This window comes from Allobosea sp. TND4EK4 (genome assembly GCF_900156025.1).
Classification (GTDB): Bacteria; Pseudomonadota; Alphaproteobacteria; order Rhizobiales; family Beijerinckiaceae; genus Allobosea.
In genome coordinates this window covers 288,657-304,878 of record NZ_FTMO01000002.1, presented here as the reverse complement: position 1 = coordinate 304,878, position 16,222 = coordinate 288,657, and the positions used below count along the sequence as shown (strand labels likewise).

General features: G+C 69.0%; 15 protein-coding genes. 7 read left to right on the top strand and 8 right to left on the bottom strand.

All coding sequences use genetic code 11. The features are described 5' to 3' along the window. Nucleotides 1-3: 3 nt before the first annotated feature. Nucleotides 4-1,038 carry an aldo/keto reductase gene (locus tag BW981_RS06390; protein ID WP_076437345.1) on the bottom strand — a complete coding sequence of 345 codons (1,035 nt, stop codon included), beginning with the start codon at nt 1,036-1,038 and terminating at the stop codon, nt 4-6. An 87-nt stretch (nt 1,039-1,125) separates the two neighbouring features. Here BW981_RS06390 and BW981_RS06385 point away from each other — a divergent pair, with 87 nt between their 5' ends. Continuing rightward, on the top strand, nt 1,126-2,031 hold the full coding sequence (locus tag BW981_RS06385; protein WP_076437343.1) for a LysR family transcriptional regulator: 906 nt from the start codon (nt 1,126-1,128) through the stop codon (nt 2,029-2,031). Between the two features lie 3 nt (nt 2,032-2,034). On the opposite strand, the gene BW981_RS06380 is transcribed toward BW981_RS06385, so the two are convergent. From BW981_RS06380 to BW981_RS06355, 6 genes are all read right to left on the bottom strand, one after another. Beyond that, nucleotides 2,035-2,904 (bottom strand): glucosamine kinase nucleotide-binding domain-containing protein, encoded by an 870-nt coding sequence (locus BW981_RS06380; protein WP_076437340.1) that lies wholly within the window; start codon nt 2,902-2,904, stop codon nt 2,035-2,037. Continuing rightward, nucleotides 2,901-4,160, bottom strand: a complete 1,260-nt coding sequence (gene murA / locus BW981_RS06375; protein WP_076437338.1) for a UDP-N-acetylglucosamine 1-carboxyvinyltransferase — start codon at nt 4,158-4,160, stop codon at nt 2,901-2,903. Before murA ends, BW981_RS06380 begins: the two co-directional genes overlap by 4 nt. Nucleotides 4,161-4,304: 144 nt before the next feature. Then, nucleotides 4,305-4,784, bottom strand: coding sequence for a GNAT family N-acetyltransferase (locus BW981_RS06370; RefSeq protein WP_076437336.1), 480 nt, complete (start codon nt 4,782-4,784; stop codon nt 4,305-4,307). Continuing rightward, nucleotides 4,781-5,599, bottom strand: coding sequence for an ABC transporter permease (locus BW981_RS23245; protein ID WP_076437334.1), 819 nt, complete (start codon nt 5,597-5,599; stop codon nt 4,781-4,783). Before BW981_RS23245 ends, BW981_RS06370 begins: the two co-directional genes overlap by 4 nt. Then, complete coding sequence (locus BW981_RS23240; RefSeq protein WP_076437333.1) at nt 5,596-6,549, bottom strand: ABC transporter permease; 954 nt, start codon at nt 6,547-6,549, stop codon at nt 5,596-5,598. The genes BW981_RS23245 and BW981_RS23240 overlap by 4 nt, the downstream gene beginning before the upstream one ends. Nucleotides 6,550-6,579: 30 nt before the next feature. Then, nucleotides 6,580-8,109 carry an ABC transporter substrate-binding protein gene (locus tag BW981_RS06355; protein ID WP_076437330.1) on the bottom strand — a complete coding sequence of 510 codons (1,530 nt, stop codon included), beginning with the start codon at nt 8,107-8,109 and terminating at the stop codon, nt 6,580-6,582. A 142-nt stretch (nt 8,110-8,251) separates the two neighbouring features. Between BW981_RS06355 and BW981_RS06350 the strand changes: the two genes are divergently transcribed. The 6 genes from BW981_RS06350 to BW981_RS06325 all read left to right on the top strand — a co-directional run bounded on the left by BW981_RS06350 (nt 8,252) and on the right by BW981_RS06325 (nt 15,106). Continuing rightward, nucleotides 8,252-9,355, top strand: a complete 1,104-nt coding sequence (locus BW981_RS06350) for an anhydro-N-acetylmuramic acid kinase (protein ID WP_076437328.1) — start codon at nt 8,252-8,254, stop codon at nt 9,353-9,355. Nucleotides 9,356-9,759: 404 nt separating this feature from the next. Beyond that, nucleotides 9,760-10,686 carry an N-acetylmuramic acid 6-phosphate etherase gene (locus BW981_RS06345; RefSeq protein WP_076437326.1) on the top strand — a complete coding sequence of 309 codons (927 nt, stop codon included), beginning with the start codon at nt 9,760-9,762 and terminating at the stop codon, nt 10,684-10,686. Further along, nucleotides 10,683-11,462 carry a GntR family transcriptional regulator gene (locus BW981_RS06340; protein WP_244560240.1) on the top strand — a complete coding sequence of 260 codons (780 nt, stop codon included), beginning with the start codon at nt 10,683-10,685 and terminating at the stop codon, nt 11,460-11,462. Before BW981_RS06345 ends, BW981_RS06340 begins: the two co-directional genes overlap by 4 nt. Continuing rightward, the gene (locus BW981_RS06335) at nt 11,459-12,493 is read left to right on the top strand and encodes an SIS domain-containing protein (protein WP_076437324.1); all 1,035 of its coding nucleotides are present in this window, start codon (nt 11,459-11,461) and stop codon (nt 12,491-12,493) included. Before BW981_RS06340 ends, BW981_RS06335 begins: the two co-directional genes overlap by 4 nt. Then, entirely contained in the window at nt 12,493-13,596 is a 1,104-nt protein-coding gene (nagA, locus tag BW981_RS06330; RefSeq protein ID WP_076437322.1) for an N-acetylglucosamine-6-phosphate deacetylase, read from the top strand. Before BW981_RS06335 ends, nagA begins: the two co-directional genes overlap by 1 nt. Nucleotides 13,597-13,882: 286 nt before the next feature. After that, entirely contained in the window at nt 13,883-15,106 is a 1,224-nt protein-coding gene (locus BW981_RS06325) for an MFS transporter (RefSeq protein WP_076437320.1), read from the top strand. 213 nt (nt 15,107-15,319) lie between these two features. Here BW981_RS06325 and BW981_RS06320 read toward each other — a convergent pair whose 3' ends face one another. Further along, entirely contained in the window at nt 15,320-16,069 is a 750-nt protein-coding gene (locus BW981_RS06320; RefSeq protein WP_244560239.1) for a superoxide dismutase, read from the bottom strand. Between the last annotated feature and the right edge of the window lie 153 nt (nt 16,070-16,222).

The window sequence follows — 16,222 nt, the reverse complement described above, 5'->3', positions numbered from 1 at the left end:
GCCTCAGACGGCGCGCGGGGCGAGGCGGGCAAAGCCCTCCTGCTGCCGATAGGGGGTGTGGGGATAGGGCGGGAGCACCTCGCTCGCCGCATCGAGCGCCGCGACCTGCTCGGGCGTCAGCGACCAGCCGACCGCTTCGAGATTCTGGCGCAGCTGTTCCTCGTTGCGCGCGCCGATGATCACGGAGGATACGGTGGGGCGCCGCAGCAGCCAGTTGAGCGCGATCTGCGGCACGGTGCGACCGGTCTCGGCGGCGACAATCTCGATCGCGTCGATGACGCGGTAGAGATGCTGGGTCTCGACGGGCGGTGCGAATTGTTCGGTTTCGTGCAGGCGGCTGCCGGCCGGGATCGGCCTGTCGCGCCCGATCCTGCCGGTCAGGCGGCCCCAGCCGAGCGGGCTCCAGACCAGCGCGCCGATGCCCTGGTCGAGCCCCAGCGGCATCAGCTCGTCCTCATAAGCGCGCCCGATCAACGAGTAGTAGACCTGATGGGCGACGAAGCGCGGCCAGCCATGGCGGTCCGCCACGGCCTGCGCCTTCATCAACTGCCAGCCGGGGTAATTGGAGACTCCGGCATAACGCAGCTTGCCCTGTGCGATCAGCCCGTCGAGCGTGCCCATCAGCTCCTCGACCGGGGTCGAGGCATCGAAGGCGTGGAGCTGCAGCAGGTCGAGATGATCGGTGCCGAGGCGCTTCAGCGCGGCCTCGACCGCGCGGATGAGCCGCGCGCGCGACACGCCCCAATCCTGCGGGCCGTCGCCCATGGGCAGGCCGGTTTTGGTCGAGATCAGCACGTCGCCGCGGCGCCCGCGCAGAGCCTCGCCGAGAATTTCTTCGGAGGCGCCGTTCGAGTAGACATCCGCGGTGTCGAACAGCGTCACGCCGGCCTCGAGGCAGATGTCGATCAGGCGGCGCGCCTCGCGCGCATCGCTCTGGCCCCAGGCGCTGAACAGCGGCCCCTCGCCGCCGAAGGTGCCGGTGCCGAAGCTCAGGGCCGGCACGCGCAGCCCCGACGATCCCAGTTGACGATAGTCCATGGCTCACTCTTCCTTTGCGAGGGTGAGGCACAGATAGACACCGGGTCAGCCGGTGGTTATGGGCTGATTCAGCCTAGGATATTTGCGATGAACGCAAAGATGCAGCCCAGCTCCGACAGGGCCCATGCGCTGGCGATGTTCGCCGCGGTCGTCGAGCAGGGTAGCTTTTCGGGCGCGGCGCGGCAGCTTGGGCTCAGCCCCTCGGCCGTCAGCCGCACCGTCGACCGCATCGAGTCTCGGCTCGGCGTGCGGCTTCTGCTGCGTTCGACCCGGGCGCTGACCCTGACCGCCGAAGGGCAAAGCTATCTGCAGGCGGCGCGGCGCATCCTCGCCGATCTCGACGATGCCGAGCAGCAGATCGCCGATCAGGGAACGCCTCGCGGGCGCCTGCGTGTCAGCGCGGCGCATTCCCATGGTCGGCTCTGCGTCGTGCCGCTGCTCGGCGAATTCGCGGCGCTCTACCCGCATATCCTCGTCGACATCGCGCTGACCGATGCGGTGATCGATGTCGCCGCCGGACAGGCCGATGTGGCAGTGCGCTTCGGGCCGCTTGCCGACAGTACGCTCACCGCCCGCAAGCTGGGCGAAACACGGCGGGTCATCGTCGCCTCGCCCGATTATCTCGCCCGCTTCGGCATGCCGCAGATGCCGGAGGACCTGCACGGCCATAACTGCCTGAACTTCAACTTCCGGCGGGTCGAGCCCGTCTGGCCCTTCGTGCGCAATGGCCGCGACTTCGCCCTGAGCGTGAAGGGCACGATCGAGGCGAATAATGGCGAGACTCTGGGGCAGCTCGCGGCGATCGGGGTCGGCATCGCCCGCGTCGGCGCCTTCAGCGTCGCGCAGGAGATCGCGGACGGGCGGCTCGTTCCGATCCTGGAGGCGTTCAATCCCGGCGATGTCGAAATGATCCACGCCGTCTTCGTCGGTGGCGCGAGCATCCCGGCGCGCGTCCGCGCCTTCGTGGACTTTCTCGCCGCGCGGCTGCGCTGAAGCTTACCGGCGGCCGCGCACCAGAGAGAGGGCGCCCGCAATCGCGTCGCCCTGAACGGGGGAGAGCCTGCGGCGGACATCGGGGGCGAGCCAGGCTTCCATGGCGGAAGACAGGCCGCCGATCAGGCTGACGCGGGGCACGTCGCGGTCGAACAAGGTGCGCACCATCGCATCGATCATGGCCGCCGCGTTCTGCATGATGGAGCGGGCGTGGGCGTCGCCGAGATCGGCGTGACGCAGCACCAGTGGGGCGAGCGTCGCGTAGTCGGTGGCGTGGGCCTTGTCCATCCAGGCCACGACCTCGAAGGGATCGCCCTCGAAGCGGGCGAGCACGTCGCGGGTGAAGCGGGTGGCGGGCTCGCGCCCGTCATGGGCGCGCAGCGCGACCCGGATCGCCGCGAGGCCGAGATCGGCACCGCTGCCCTCGTCGCCGATCGGAAAGCCGTAGCCGCCGATGCGCAGCTCCGCGCCGGCGATCCGGGCGAGCCCGATCGAGCCGGTGCCGACGATGACGATGCCGCCATCCTCGCCGGCATGGGCACCGAGGCAGGCGCCGAGCCCGTCGCTCTCGAAGATGGCCTGGGCGAAGGGGCTTTGCCAGGCCGCAAGCCCTTCCCGCGCGCCCTTGCGGCCAATCCCGGCGAGGCAGATGCCGGCATGGATGCGGTTCAGATCGGTCTCGCTCAAGCCGGCTTCCGCCAGTGCGCCGCGTGTCGCCTGCAACACCGCTGCGAGCGAGATTTCCTGCCCCAGCCGCAGCGAGGCGGGGCCGGCGATGCCGGAGCCCAGCACCTCGCCTTCGGCCGTCTCCAGCCGGCAGCGACAGCCGGTGCCGCCGCCATCGACTCCGAGATAAAGCGGCACGGCGCTCATGCGGGCACCCGCTCGATATCGGCGCCGCAGCGCTTCAGCTTGCGGTCGAGCGCCTCATAGCCGCGATCGAGATGGTAGATGCGGCTGACAATCGTCTCGCCCTCGGCGACGAGGCCTGCGAGCACGAGGCTGACGGAGGCGCGCAGGTCGGTCGCCATCACCGGCGCCGCCTTCAGGCGGCCGACGCCGCGCACCGTGGCGCTGGTGCCCTTCAGGGTGATGTCGGCGCCGAGCCGGACAAGCTCGGGCACATGCATGAAGCGGTTCTCGAACACCGTCTCGCGGATCAGCGATGTGCCCTCCGCCACGCACATCAGCGCCATGAACTGCGCCTGCAGATCGGTCGAGAAGCCGGGATAGGCCTGGGTCATCACGTCGATGCCGCTGAGCGCGCCCGGCCGCGTCACCATCAGGCCCCGGTCGCTCGGCCAGAGCCGGACGCCCGCCGCCTCGAGCGCCTCGCCGACAGCAGCCAGATGCTCCAGCCTCGCTCCGACCAGCTCGAGCTCGCCGCCGGTGATGGCGGCTGCGACGGCATAGGTGCCGGCCTCGATGCGGTCGGCGACGATCTCGTGGCTCGCGGTTCGCAGCGTGCTCGTGCCCTGGACAAGCAGGCGATGCGTGCCGAGGCCCTCGATCGTCACGCCCATGGCGCGCAGGCATTGCGCGAGATCGGCGACCTCCGGCTCCTTGGCGGCGTTGACGATTTCGGTCTCGCCGCGGGCGAGGCTTGCCGCCAGCAGCGCGGTCTCGGTCGCGCCGACCGAGGAGAAGGGGAAGACGATCCGCGCGCCGGTGAGGCCATTCGGCGCGGCGGCCTCGATATAGCCGCCCGTGACCGTGATCGTGGCGCCGAGCGCTTCCAGCGCCTTGATGTGCAGATCCACCGGTCGCGCACCGATGGCGCAGCCGCCGGGCAGCGAGACACGCGCCCGGCCGAACCGGGCGACCAGCGGGCCGAGCACCAGAATGGTCGCGCGCATCTTGCGGACGATGTCGTAGCTCGCCTCGCGCGGCGCGGCGCCGGCTGCATCGAAGGTCAGCGTGTCGGTCGAGCGGCCCGAGACCACGACGCCATAGCCTTCCATCAGCGCCTGCATGGTGCGGACATCGACCACGTCCGGCAGGTTGCGCAGGGTCAACGGCTTGTCGGAGAGCAGGGAGGCGGCGAAGGCGGGCAGGGCGGCATTCTTGGCGCCGCGGATGTCGACGGTTCCGGACAGGCGATTGCCGCCGCGGATCAGGAGCTTTTCCATCAGAGACGAGCCTCTCCAAGGCGGGCAGTCTAGGCGGGGGGAACCCTCTCCCGGAGGGAGAGGGCAGGGCGAGGGGCAGGCCCGTTTGAGGCGAAGCCCCACCTGACTGACCGCGGCGAAGGCAAGGCAAACTGGGTCATCGGCCTACACCTCACCCCCATCCCTCTCCTTGCAGGAGAGGGATTCCCCACGCTTGCTGGATGAGTGTTTCTCGTAGCGCAGAAAGCGGTGCTCCGCTCCGGCGAATTCACGCTGATACTCACTCGCCACCCGCCAGCCAGCCCGCTCATAGAAGCGCCGCGCGCGGTCATTGGTGCCGAAGACTTCGAGCGAGCGCGCGCCTTGCGCCTCGGCATGAGCGAGAAGGGCGGTGCCATGGCCGCCGCCGGGCGTCGCGGCGAAGAGCATGGCGATGTGGCCCCCGGCGAGGAGGAGCAGGCCTTCGATGCCGCCGTCGTCGAAGACGGTCAGATCCGCCAGATCGCGGGCGAAGCGGGCCTCGAAATGGGCCTGGTCGAAACCCAGCGCCGCCTCGCCGATGATCGGGCGGAAATGCACGGCATAGGCCTTGGCCATCAACGCCGCGGCGGCGGGGATGTCTTCGGCGCGGGCCCGCCGGATCATGTCCGGTCCCGCAGGCGCGGGTCGAGCTCGTCGCGCAGCGCGTCGCCAAGCAGGTTGAAGCCGAGCGAGAGCAGCAGGATGCCGAGGCCGGCGAAGATCGCGTTCCAGGGGGAGAGCAGCACGAAGTTGCGACCCTCGGCCAGCATCAGCCCGAGCGAAGGAGTCGGCGGCTGGGTGCCGAGTCCGAGAAAGGAGAGCGAGGCCTCGACCAGGATCGCGGCCGAAAGCAGCAGCGAGGTCTGGACCAGGATGACGGAGGCGAGGTTCGGCAGGATATGGCGCAGCATGATCCGCAGGTCGCCAGCGCCGATCGAGCGCGCGCCGGCCACGAAATCGCTCTCCATCAGCACCAGCGCGGGGCCGCGCAGCAGGCGGGCGAAGATCGGCACATAGACCACGGCGATGGCGATGGCGGCGCTCTCCGTCCGCGGGCCGAGCATGGCGATGATGCCGATCGCCAGCAGCATCACCGGGAAGGCGAAGAGGATGTCCATCGCGCGCATGACGATGCGCTCGCACCAGCCGCGATAGAAGGCCGCGAGCAGGCCGAACCCGCCGCCGATCACGAGGGCGAGACCCACCGCGATGCCGCAGGCGATCAGCGCCGTGCGGTAGCCGTAGAGGATGCGCGAGAGGATGTCGCGGCCGAGATGGTCGGTGCCGAGCCAGTGGGCGAGGCTGGGGCCTTTGAGGCGGGCGACGATGTCCTGGGCCAGCGGATCATAGGGCGCGATCAGCGGCGCACTGACGGCGAGCGCGATCTGCAAGGCCACGAAGATACCTGCGACCAGCGCGATGCGGCGGCTCTGGCTCACGACGCCGTCCTCAGCCGCGGGTCGATCAGCGCATAGGCGAGATCGACCAGCGCGTTGACCGCGACGAAACCGACGGTGACGACGAGGATCGTCGCCTGCACCAGCGGGTAGTTGCGCTCGGCGATGGCCCCAAGGATGAGGCGCCCGAGGCCGGGGATCGAGAAGACCTGCTCGACCACGATGGCGCCGCCCAAGAGATAGCCCGCCATGATGCCGACACTGGTGACGAAGGGGATCAATGCGTTGCGCAGGGCATGGCGGTAGAGCACCGCGTTCTCGGCCAGCCCCTTGGCGCGGGCGGTGCGGACATAGTCCTGCCCGAGCGCATCCAGCATCGCCGAGCGGACGAGGCGCGAGAGGTTGGCGAGGATCGGCAAGGCCAGCGCGACCGCCGGCAGAAGCATGCGCTGGAGATTGCCGAGCGGGTCTTCCGAAAACGGCACATAGCCCAGCGAGGCGAAGCCCGGCAGCCAGGCGGCGACGGCGATCAGCATGACGATGCCGAGCCAGAACGAGGGGATGGTCAGCCCCGCGATGGCACCGAGCCGCAGCACGAGGTCGGCCTTGCCGCCGCGCCATTGCGCCATCAGGCAGCCGAGCGGCACAGCCAGCACCGCGCCGAACAGAAGGGCGAGAAAGGTCAGTTCCAGCGTCGGCCAGATCTGCGCCGCGATTTCCTGGATGACGGGGCGGCCGGTCCAGATCGAGGTGCCGAAATCACCGTGCAGCGCGCGGCCGACCCATGACAGGTATTGCTCGATCAGCGGCTTGTCCAAGCCGAGTTCGGCGCGCATCGCGGCGAGCCGCTCCGGCGTCACTTCGGTGTTGGCGCCGAGCATGATCGCGACCGCATCGCCCGGGATCAGCCGGATCATCAGGAAGACGATCGCGGAAATCCCGAACAGCACGATGACGAGATCGAGGCCGCGCTGGAGCAGATGGCGAAGCATGCCTCGATCCCTGGAGCCGTCCTTGAGGCGTCAGCGCAGGCTGGCGCCGCCGAGGGAGACGAGCGAGCGGTTGGCGTAGATCTGGTAGCCCTGCAGATTGCCGCGTACGGCGCTGAACAGCGTCGGGTAGGCGATATGCGCGGCCGGGCCGGTGCAGCCGAGGATCTTCTGCACGTCGCGATAGATCGTCTGGCGCGCCGGCTTGTCGAGCGTCGCGCGGCCCTTGTCGAGCAGGGCGTCGAGCTCGGGGTTCGAATATTTGAACACGTTGGTCGAGCCGCCGGTGCGGAAGGCGCGGTAGAAATAATCGTCCGGCTCGATGCTGCCGGCATTGGTCGAGGCGAAGAGGTCGAAGTTGGAGTTGCGCCAGTCCTGCACGAACTGGCCGAGCTCGGGATTCTTCAGCTCGACCTTGATGCCGACCTTGCCGAGTTGCTGCTGCACCACCTGGGCGATGTCGCGGATATCCTGTCGGGGCAGCATCGTCATGCTGACGCTGATCGGCAGGGCGACGCCGGATTCCTTGAGCAGCGCCTGGGCCTTGGCCGGGTCATAGGCGTAGCAGGGCAGGTCCTTCACTTCGACGGCCCAGTCCTTGAGCACGGGTGGAAGCGGCGCGGCCGGCGCGCCGGCGCCGAACAAAGCGGCGTCGATGATCTCCTTGCGGTTCAGCGCGTAGTTCAGCGCCTCGCGGACCTTCGCATTGTCAAAGGGCGGCTTGGAGACGTTCATGCCGATCAGGGTGTAGGCGAGCTCCTGCGTCTTCTGCATCGTGACATTCGGCTTGCCTTCGAGCTGCATCGCCGTGGCGGCGTCGATATGCGGCAGCAGGGCGAACTGGCCGTTGCCGATGCCGACGGCACGGGTCGCGGCCTCCGGCACGAAGTTGAACTTCACCCCGGCGAGCTTCACTCCGGCGGCGTTCCAGTAGCCGGCATGCTTGGCAAGGCGGATGAAGCCGTTGGGCCGCCATTCCTCGAACTTGAACGGGCCGGTGCCGACCGGCGCGCGCTGGAGCGCATCCTTGTTGGCCTCCAGCCCGCGCGGGACGATGGCGATGCCGGTGAGCGAGGCGAGCAGCGGGGCCGAGGGCTCCTTCAGCTTCAGCTCAAGCGTCGTGGCATCGACGGCGGTGGCACTCTCCATCGCGGCGAGGCGGCTGGCAAGCGGCGAGCCGACATCCTTCGAGACGACGCGGCGCAGCGAGGAGGCGACATCCTCCGCTTCCATCGGCTTGCCGTCATGGAAGGTGACGCCGGGGCGCAGCTTGAAGGTGACGGTCTTGCCGTCCGCCGACATGGTCCAGGATTGGGCCAGGCCCGGGACGATGTTCAGGTCCTTGTCGAGCGCGGTCAGCCCTTCATAGATCGGACCCAGCACGATCTGGGAGGAGGCGAAGGCGGTGACGATATGCGGGTCGAGCCCGGCCGGAGAAGCCTCGACGGCAACCTCGAGCGTCTGGGCGCCGGCTGTTCCGGCAGCGAGCAGGAAAGCGGCGGCGGCGATGCCGCAGCGCAGGCGGCGGGAGAGCTTGGAACCCTGACGGACGTCGCGATGCATGACCCACCCCTCGCTTATGATGTGGCACCGGCAGTGTCGCAGGTGGACCACTTATGGACCAATCTGGACAACGCTTAGCCGATCGCCTAGAGCCGATGCAAGCCTTTGCACGGCAAAGCAGGCAGGGGGAAGGGCCGAAACGATGCGCGATCTCGACAAGCCGGTATTGACCGCGATCGGCGTGATCAGCGGCACCTCGATGGACGCGATCGACGTCTCGATCGTGACCAGCGACGGGCGCGAGCAGCTGAGCTTTGGTCCCGGCGCCGGATATGCCTATCCGCCGGCGACCCGCCAGGCCCTGCAGGACTTGATCGCCGCTCCCGAGCGGGCCGTCGACGACCCCTTGATGGAGCTCGAAGCAGCGGTCACGGCGGCCCATCTGGACGCGGTGCGGCGCTTCGTGGCCGAGCAGAAGCTCGATCCGGCCACCATCGATCTCGTCGGCCTGCATGGCCAGACCGTCTATCATCGCCCGGAAATCCGCTTCACCCGCCAGCTCATCGACGGGCCGGCGGTCGCCGCTGCGCTTGGAATCCCGACCGTCGATCGCTTCCGCCATGCGGATGTGGCGGCTGGTGGCGAAGGCGCGCCGTTCGCGCCGCTCTATCACCAGGCGCTGGCGCAAAGGCTGGACCAGCCGGTGATGGTGCTGAACCTCGGCGGCGTCGGCAACGTCACCTATATCGATGGCGAGGAGGTCATCGCCTTCGACACGGGGCCCGCGAGCGCGATCCTCGACGATTTCGTGCTGAAGCGGCGAGGGCAGGCCTTCGATGCCGATGGTGAGCTTGCCGCGAGCGGAACCGTGCGGGAGGATCTCGTCACCGCGTTCATGACCAATCCCTATTTCGAGCGTCCGGCCCCGAAATCGCTGGACCGGAACGACTTCCACCGCCGGGCCCAGGTGGTCGAGCCCCTGTCGGATGCGGATGGGGCGGCGACGCTGGCGGCCTTCACCATCGAGAGCGTGGTCGACGCGCTGCGGCATGTGCCGAAGCGGCCCAAACGCTGGCTGGTGACGGGCGGCGGCCGGCTCAACCGGCATTTCATGCAACGCTTCGCAGAGCGCCTCGGCGTGCCGGTCGAGCCGGTGGAGGCCGCCGGCTGGGCCGGCGACGTGATCGAGGCACAGACCTTCGGTTATCTCGCGATCCGCTCTGTGAAAGGCCTGCCGCTCAGCCTGCCGGGCACCACAGGCGTGCCGGAGCCGCTGACCGGCGGGCGGCTGAACCTGCCGCGGTAGGATTTGGCGGGGCGAAGCCCGGCCGAAGCCTGAAGCGACGATTCAGGCGCGGGGTGCAAGCCGCTGAGTGCGAATCCGTTTTGCTGGAACACGAGGGGGCAGGCCTGCTGCGCAGGCGGGTGCGGCTGTCGCGTTGCGCGGTGCCCGGCCATGCTGATCCGGCTCGACCGAGCGGTTGGAGAAATCCACGAATTCCCAGGGGGTTGGAGACTCCTTTCGCCATGTTGATTCAAGGCGTTGCCATGGCGATTCAAGCGTGACGGCGATGAAAAGGCTCCGGGGCGCCGCAGCAAGCTGCTTCCCGAAGGGGGCCGGGACGGTCGCCGGCCGCTTTTTCCCAGGGCGGGCGCTTGCTAACCAGGTTCAAGTGGACTTATTTTGGTCTGGTCACAAAGAGGCTTTCCATGGCGACCGAAGATGTCAGCGCGCGCTATCAGGAGCTGGACGCCTGGGGCGATCTCGACATCCTGAAGGCGCTCTACGAGGGCCAGCTGATGGCGGTGGCGGCGATCATGCCCGCCCTGCCGGCGATCGGCGCGGCAGTGGCGGCGGCCGTGCCGCGGCTGGAGGCCGGCGGGCGGCTGATCTACGCCGGCGCGGGCACCTCCGGGCGCATCGGCGTGCAGGATGGGGCGGAGCTGACTCCGACCTTCGACTGGCCGGAGGAGCGCCTCGGCTTCGCCATCGCCGGTGGCGACGAGGCGATCCTGCATGCCGTCGAAAATGCCGAGGATTCCGTCGATGACGGCGCCGAGGCGATGCGCAACGCGGATGTCGGACCCAACGACGTGGTGATCGGCATCGCCGCCAGCGGGCGCACCCCCTTCACCCTCGCGGCCATCGCCGAGGCCAAGGCGCGCGGCGCGCTGACCATCGGCGTCGCCAACAACCGGGGTTCGGCCTTGCTGCACAGCCCCGACCACGCCGTGCTGATCGAGACCGGCGAGGAGGTTGTTGCCGGCTCGACCCGGATGAAGGCCGGCACGGCGCAGAAGATCGTGCTCAACCTGTTCTCGACGCTGCTGATGATCCGGCTCGGTCGGGTCTATCGCGGGCTCATGGTCCACATGCGGACCACCAACGCCAAGCTCAGGCACCGCGCCGCACAGATGGTGGACATGATCACCGGCTGCGGGATGGACGCTGCGGCCCGGCATCTCGACTGTGTCGGCGGCGACGTGAAGCGCGCTGTGCTGCTGGCCAGCGGGGCGGATCCGGCGCTCGCCGAGGCGCTCCTGACGGAGCATCGCGGCAATCTCAGGCATGCGCTGGTGGCGCTCGCGGGGGGCGGCGAGTTGCAGGGGGCGGCGGCGCGCCAGGCCGCGCCGTGAGCGCGCCCGGCCCCGTTCCCGCCAAGCAGGAAGCGATCCTGCAGGCGCTGGCGGGCGACGACCCGACGCCGCGCTATCTCAGGCTCGCCGGCGCGCTGGCGCGGCTGATCGAGAGCGGCGTTTTCCAGCCCGGGGACGCCGTGCCTTCCGAGCGTGACCTTGCGCACCTCACCGGCTATGCGCGCGTCACGGTGCGCAACGCGATCGACGCGTTGATCCGGAGTGGCACGCTCTCGCGCCGGCACGGCTCGGGCACCTTCGTCGCCTCGCGCATCGAGCAACCGCTGTCGGTGCTGGCCTCCTTCTCGACGGATATCGCCAATCGCGGCGAGCGGCCCGGCTCGGTCTGGCTGTCGAAGGAGGTGGCGCGGCCGAAGCCGCAGGAGACGATGGCGCTCGGACTCGCGCCGGGCGAGAACGTCGTGCGGCTGATCCGGGTGCGCACCGCCGATGGCGAGCCGCTGGCGATCGAATGCGCGGTGGTGCCGGCCGCGGTCCTGCCCTCGGCGGACCTGATCGAAGCCTCGCTCTATGCGGCACTGGCCGAGCGGGGCGCCGCGCCTGCCCATGGCGTCCAGCGCATCCATGCGGGTCTCGCGACGGCGGAGGAGGCGCGCCATCTCGGCGTGCCGGCCGGCAGCGCGCTGCTGCGCATCGAGCGGCGTGCCTTCCTGGCCAATGGCAAGCCGGTCGAGTTCACCGTCTCGGCCTATCGCGGCGACCGCTACGACTTCGTCGCCACGCTGAAGGGAGAAGCCATGGGGCAGCCGTCATGAGCGCGCAGGAACCGACGCCCTCGCGGATGGCGCGCGAGATCGCCGAAATTCCGCAAGCTGCTGCCAGGTTGCTCGATGGAGGGCAGGGTGCCGTCGCGTCGATCGCTCGCGCGCTCGATCTTGGCCGGATCAGCCATGCCGTGGTCAGCGGGCGCGGCAGCTCGGGCCATGCGGGGACGCATCTGCGCTACCTGCTGGAGACGCGGCTGGGCCTGAGTGCCGCACCGGCGGCCCCCTCGGTGGTGACGCGCTACGGGGCCGAGCCGCGGCTCGCCGGGGCGCTCTATGTCCTTGTCTCGCAGTCCGGCCGCAGTCCCGATCTCATCGCGGCAGCCGAGCAGGCGACGGCGGCCGGTGCGCAGACGATCGCGCTGGTGAACGACCCCGATTCGCCGGCGGCGCGCGCCTGTCGCCATGTCCTGCCGATCCTGGCGGGGCCGGAACTGGCCGTTGCGGCCACCAAGACGGTGGTCAACACCATGCTCGCGGGCTCACTGCTGGTCGCCGCGCTCTCGGATGACGAAGGCTTCCGGCGCGCCGTCGAGGCCGCGCCCAAGCGGCTCGGCGAGGCGCTGACGCTCGACTGGTCGGACTGGGCACGCCATCTGGCGAGCGCACCCGCGGGCTACGTCATCGGACGCGGCTTCAGCCTGGGACCGGCGCGGGAGGTGGCACTGAAATCCGCCGAGGTCATGGGCGTACCGGTGCTCGCCTATAGCGCGGCCGAGGTCCTGCATGGTCCGAAGGCGGCGATCCGGGCCGAGCATCCGGTGCTGGGGCTCGATCCCGGCGGCGAAGTGTCGGAGAGCATCGCGTCCTCCTTGTCCGCACTGGCACAGGCCGGCGCGCCGGTCTTCGCCTCCTGCGGCGCGCGGCCCCGACTGCAGAGGCTGTCGGCCGGCGGCGATCCGGCCTTGGATGCGATCGCGCTGCTGGCACCGGCCTATCGGGCGCTGGAGGCCGAGGCGAAACGGCAGGGTCGCGATGTCGACAGGCCGCCGGGGTTGCGCAAGGTAACGGAGACGCTGTGATGAGGCGCCAGGCCTGGCGCGCTGCGCGGCTGTTCGATGGCGAGCGGATGCTCGCCGATCGGGTCGTCGTCGCTGAGGGCGGCTGCGTCACGGCGATCCTGCCCGCCGATACAGAGCCCGGCTGCGCCATCGAGGACTTGCCGGACGATGCGGTGCTGGCGCCGGGTTTCATCGACATCCAGGTCAATGGCGGTGGCGGCGTGATGCTGAACGACGGGCCGAGCGTCGAGCGGATCGTGGCGATCTGCGAGGCTCATGCCCGTTTCGGCACGCGCCATCTGCTGCCGACGCTGATCAGCGCCAGCCGCGCCGGGATCGCGCAGGCGATCGCGGCGACGCGCGATGCGCTCGCTCAGGGCGTGCCGGGCTGCACCGGCCTGCATATCGAGGGGCCGTTCATCAATCCCGAGCGCCACGGCGCGCATCCGGTCGCCAACCTGCTGCGGCCCGAGCCGGAGGATGTCGCGCTTCTCTCGGCTCTTGGCCCGACCGGAGTCACGCTGGTGACGCTGGCTCCGGAATGCGTGCCGGAGGGCTTCATCCGGGCACTGGTGCAACGGGGCGTCAGGGTCTGCGCCGGGCACAGCGTCGCGAGCTACGAGCAGATGGCGCGTGCGCAGGCCGAGGGCTTGTCGGGCGTCACGCATCTCTTCAACGCGATGTCGCAGCTCGGCTCGCGCGAACCAGGCATCGTCGGCGCGGCTTTGGCCAATGAAGGGCTGGCGGCGGGGCTGATCGCCGATGGGCATCATGTCGCCTGGCCGAGCATCCGCGCAGCCTTCAAGGCGATGGGGCCGCGGCGGCTGATGCTCGTCACCGACGCGATGGCGACCATCGGCTCGCCGCGCGAGGCCTTCGAGCTCTTCGGCGAGACGATCCATGTCGAGGGCGGCAGGCTGGTCAATGCGGAAGGGCGTCTTGCCGGCGCGCATCTCGACATGAGCAGCGCGGTCCTGAACATGGCCCGCCATGGCGGCGCGAGCCTCGAACAGGCGCTCGCGATGGCGACGGTCACGCCGGCCGCGTTCCTCGGCCTGTCGGAGAGCCACGGCCGCATCGCGGTGGGGCGTCAGGCGGCACTCTCGATTTTGCGCAGCGGCTGAGCCGTCGAGTCATCGACGTGCGCTCGTTCCGGACGGAGCGAAGCCTCGACCCGGAATCCATGCCTGAACCTTGTCCGCGCGCGGCCGAACATGGATCCAGAATGGCGCGGCTCAAGCCGCTTGTCCGGGACGACGGTGTCGTCTCATTTGCGAGCCGGCTTGCTTTTGCATAACGGCAATACCGCCGTGCTCGATTGTTGCGCCCGGTCCGATCGTCTACAGAGCGCCCCCGGAGTCCGGGGCGGGAATCGGTTCCGTCACCCCTCCGGCGCGGAGCCTTTTTGCCATGGCCGTCAGCACGCCGACCGCCGCCTCGACCGCCCAGAAGGCGATGATGCCGGTGCTGCTTACGCTCAGCCTGACGCATCTGCTCAACGACATGATCCAGTCGCTGATCCCGGCGATCTATCCGATCATCAAGGAGAGCTACCGGCTCGATTTCGGTCAGATCGGGCTGATTACGCTGACCTTCCAGGTCTCGGCGTCGCTGCTCCAACCGGCGGTCGGGCTCTACACCGACAAGCATCCGTTGCCCTATTCGATGGTGGTGGGAATGGGCTTCAGCCTGATGGGACTGATCGGGCTCGCCTATGCCGGCAGCTACGGGCTCCTGCTGCTCTCGGCGGCCTGCGTCGGCATCGGCTCCTCGATCTTCCACCCGGAAGCGACGCGCATGGCGCGCAATGCATCGGGCGGCCAGCACGGGCTGGCGCAGGGCATCTTCCAGGTCGGCGGGCAGACGGGCGGGGCGCTCGGCCCCTTGCTGGCGGCCTTCATCATCGTGCCGCGGGGGCAGGGGAGCCTCGCCTGGTTCTCGGTCGCGGCCCTGATCGCGATGATGCTGATGGTCTGGACGGCGACCAGCTATGCGCGGCTGGACCGGGCACGCCCGCTCAAGCCAGCCGGCGCGGCGAAACCCGCACCGACGCGGCCAAAGGGCGCGGTCGCCTTCGCGATCGCGATCCTGATCATCCTGCTGTTCTCGAAGAACGCCTACACGTCGAGCTTCAGTTCGTTCTACACCTTCTATCTGATGGGCAAGTTCGGGATCTCGATCCAGAACTCGCAGGTCATGCTCTTCCTGTTCCTCGCCTCCTCGGCGGCGGGGGCGCTCGGCGGCGGCATGCTCGGAGACAGGATTGGCCGCAACAAGATCATCTGGTTCTCGATCCTGGGCGCGCTGCCCTTCACCCTGATCCTGCCCTATGCCGACCTGTTCTGGACGGGCGTGCTGACGATCGTGATCAACATCATCATGTCGAGCGCCTTCGCGGCGATCCTGATCTATGCGCTGGAACTCATGCCGGGCCGTGTCGGGCTCGTCGGCGGGTTCTTCTACGGGCTGTCCTTCGGCCTCGGCGGCCTGGCGGCGGCGCTGCTCGGCGAGTTCGCCGACTGGTACGGCATCGAGACCGTCTACCGGATGTGCTCGTTCATCCCGCTGATCGGCCTGCTGGCCTGGTTCCTTCCGCGGCTCAGCGAGGGCGGCGGGGTGAAGGCGGGGCACTAGCCTGCGCCGCGTAGGCTCGGATAGCGCGGGGAACCCTCTCCCAGAGGGAGAGGGCAGGGCGAGGGGTAGGCCCCTCACCGATTTCGCCGTGAGGCGGTCGCTGCGAAGCGGCGAGGCTGCAATTCACGGGCCCAGCGGCCAACACCTCACCCCTACCCCTCTCCTTGCAGGAGAGGGGTTCCCGCGCCTTTGCTGTCCTGGTCGGGAGTCAATCTAGATCGCCAGCTTGCCGGCCTTCGCTGCGGCGTAGCGCGCGTCGATCTTCTTCCAGTCGACCACGTTCCACCAGGCCTTGAGGTATTCCGCGCGGCGGTTCTGGTACTTCAGGTAGTAGGCGTGCTCCCAGACGTCGTTGCCGAACAGGACGGTGTGCTTGTCCATGATCGGGCTGTCCTGGTTCGCCCGCGGCAGCAGAGCGAGCTTGCCAGCCTTGTCGACCGTGACGAAGACCCAGCCGGAGCCGAAGACGCGCAGGCCGGCCGCCTCGAAGTCCGCCTTGAACTTGTCGAAACCGCCGAGATCGCGGGTGATCGCGGCCGCGACCTCGCCGGTCGGCGCGCCGCCGGCATTCGGGCCCATGATCTCCCAGAACATGGTGTGGTTGGCATGTCCGCCGCCATTGTTGCGCACGAGGGTTCGGATGCTTTCCGGCAACTGGTTGAGATCGGCCAGCAGTTCTGCGACGGACGAGGCCTTGGCGATGACACCGTGCTCCTTGGCGGCATTGTTCAGCCCGGTGACATAGGCCTGGTGGTGCCGGCTGTAGTGGATGTCCATCGTCGTCGCGTCGATGTGAGGCTCCAGCGCGTTCGCCTCATAGGCACGCTTGGGCAGGGAGAACGGGCCGGCGGGAGCGGCCGGGGCCGCAGCCTGCGCCCAAACGCGCGGCGCAGCGGCAAGAGCCGTGGCGGCCGCGCCGAAGGCGAGAAGGTTGCGGCGGGAAAGTCCGGTGGCGTGCATCATCTGTCGTGCTCCCTTGATCATCGTGGACCGACTGGTTCGGTACCGGACCCTACGCGCGGGCTTCGGGCATGGTTCTTGGCGTCCGTTCACATCCCCGTGGGTTCAGCTGCTGCATCGCCGGAAGGCTTCGCAGGCAAAATCCCTCTTAACCGC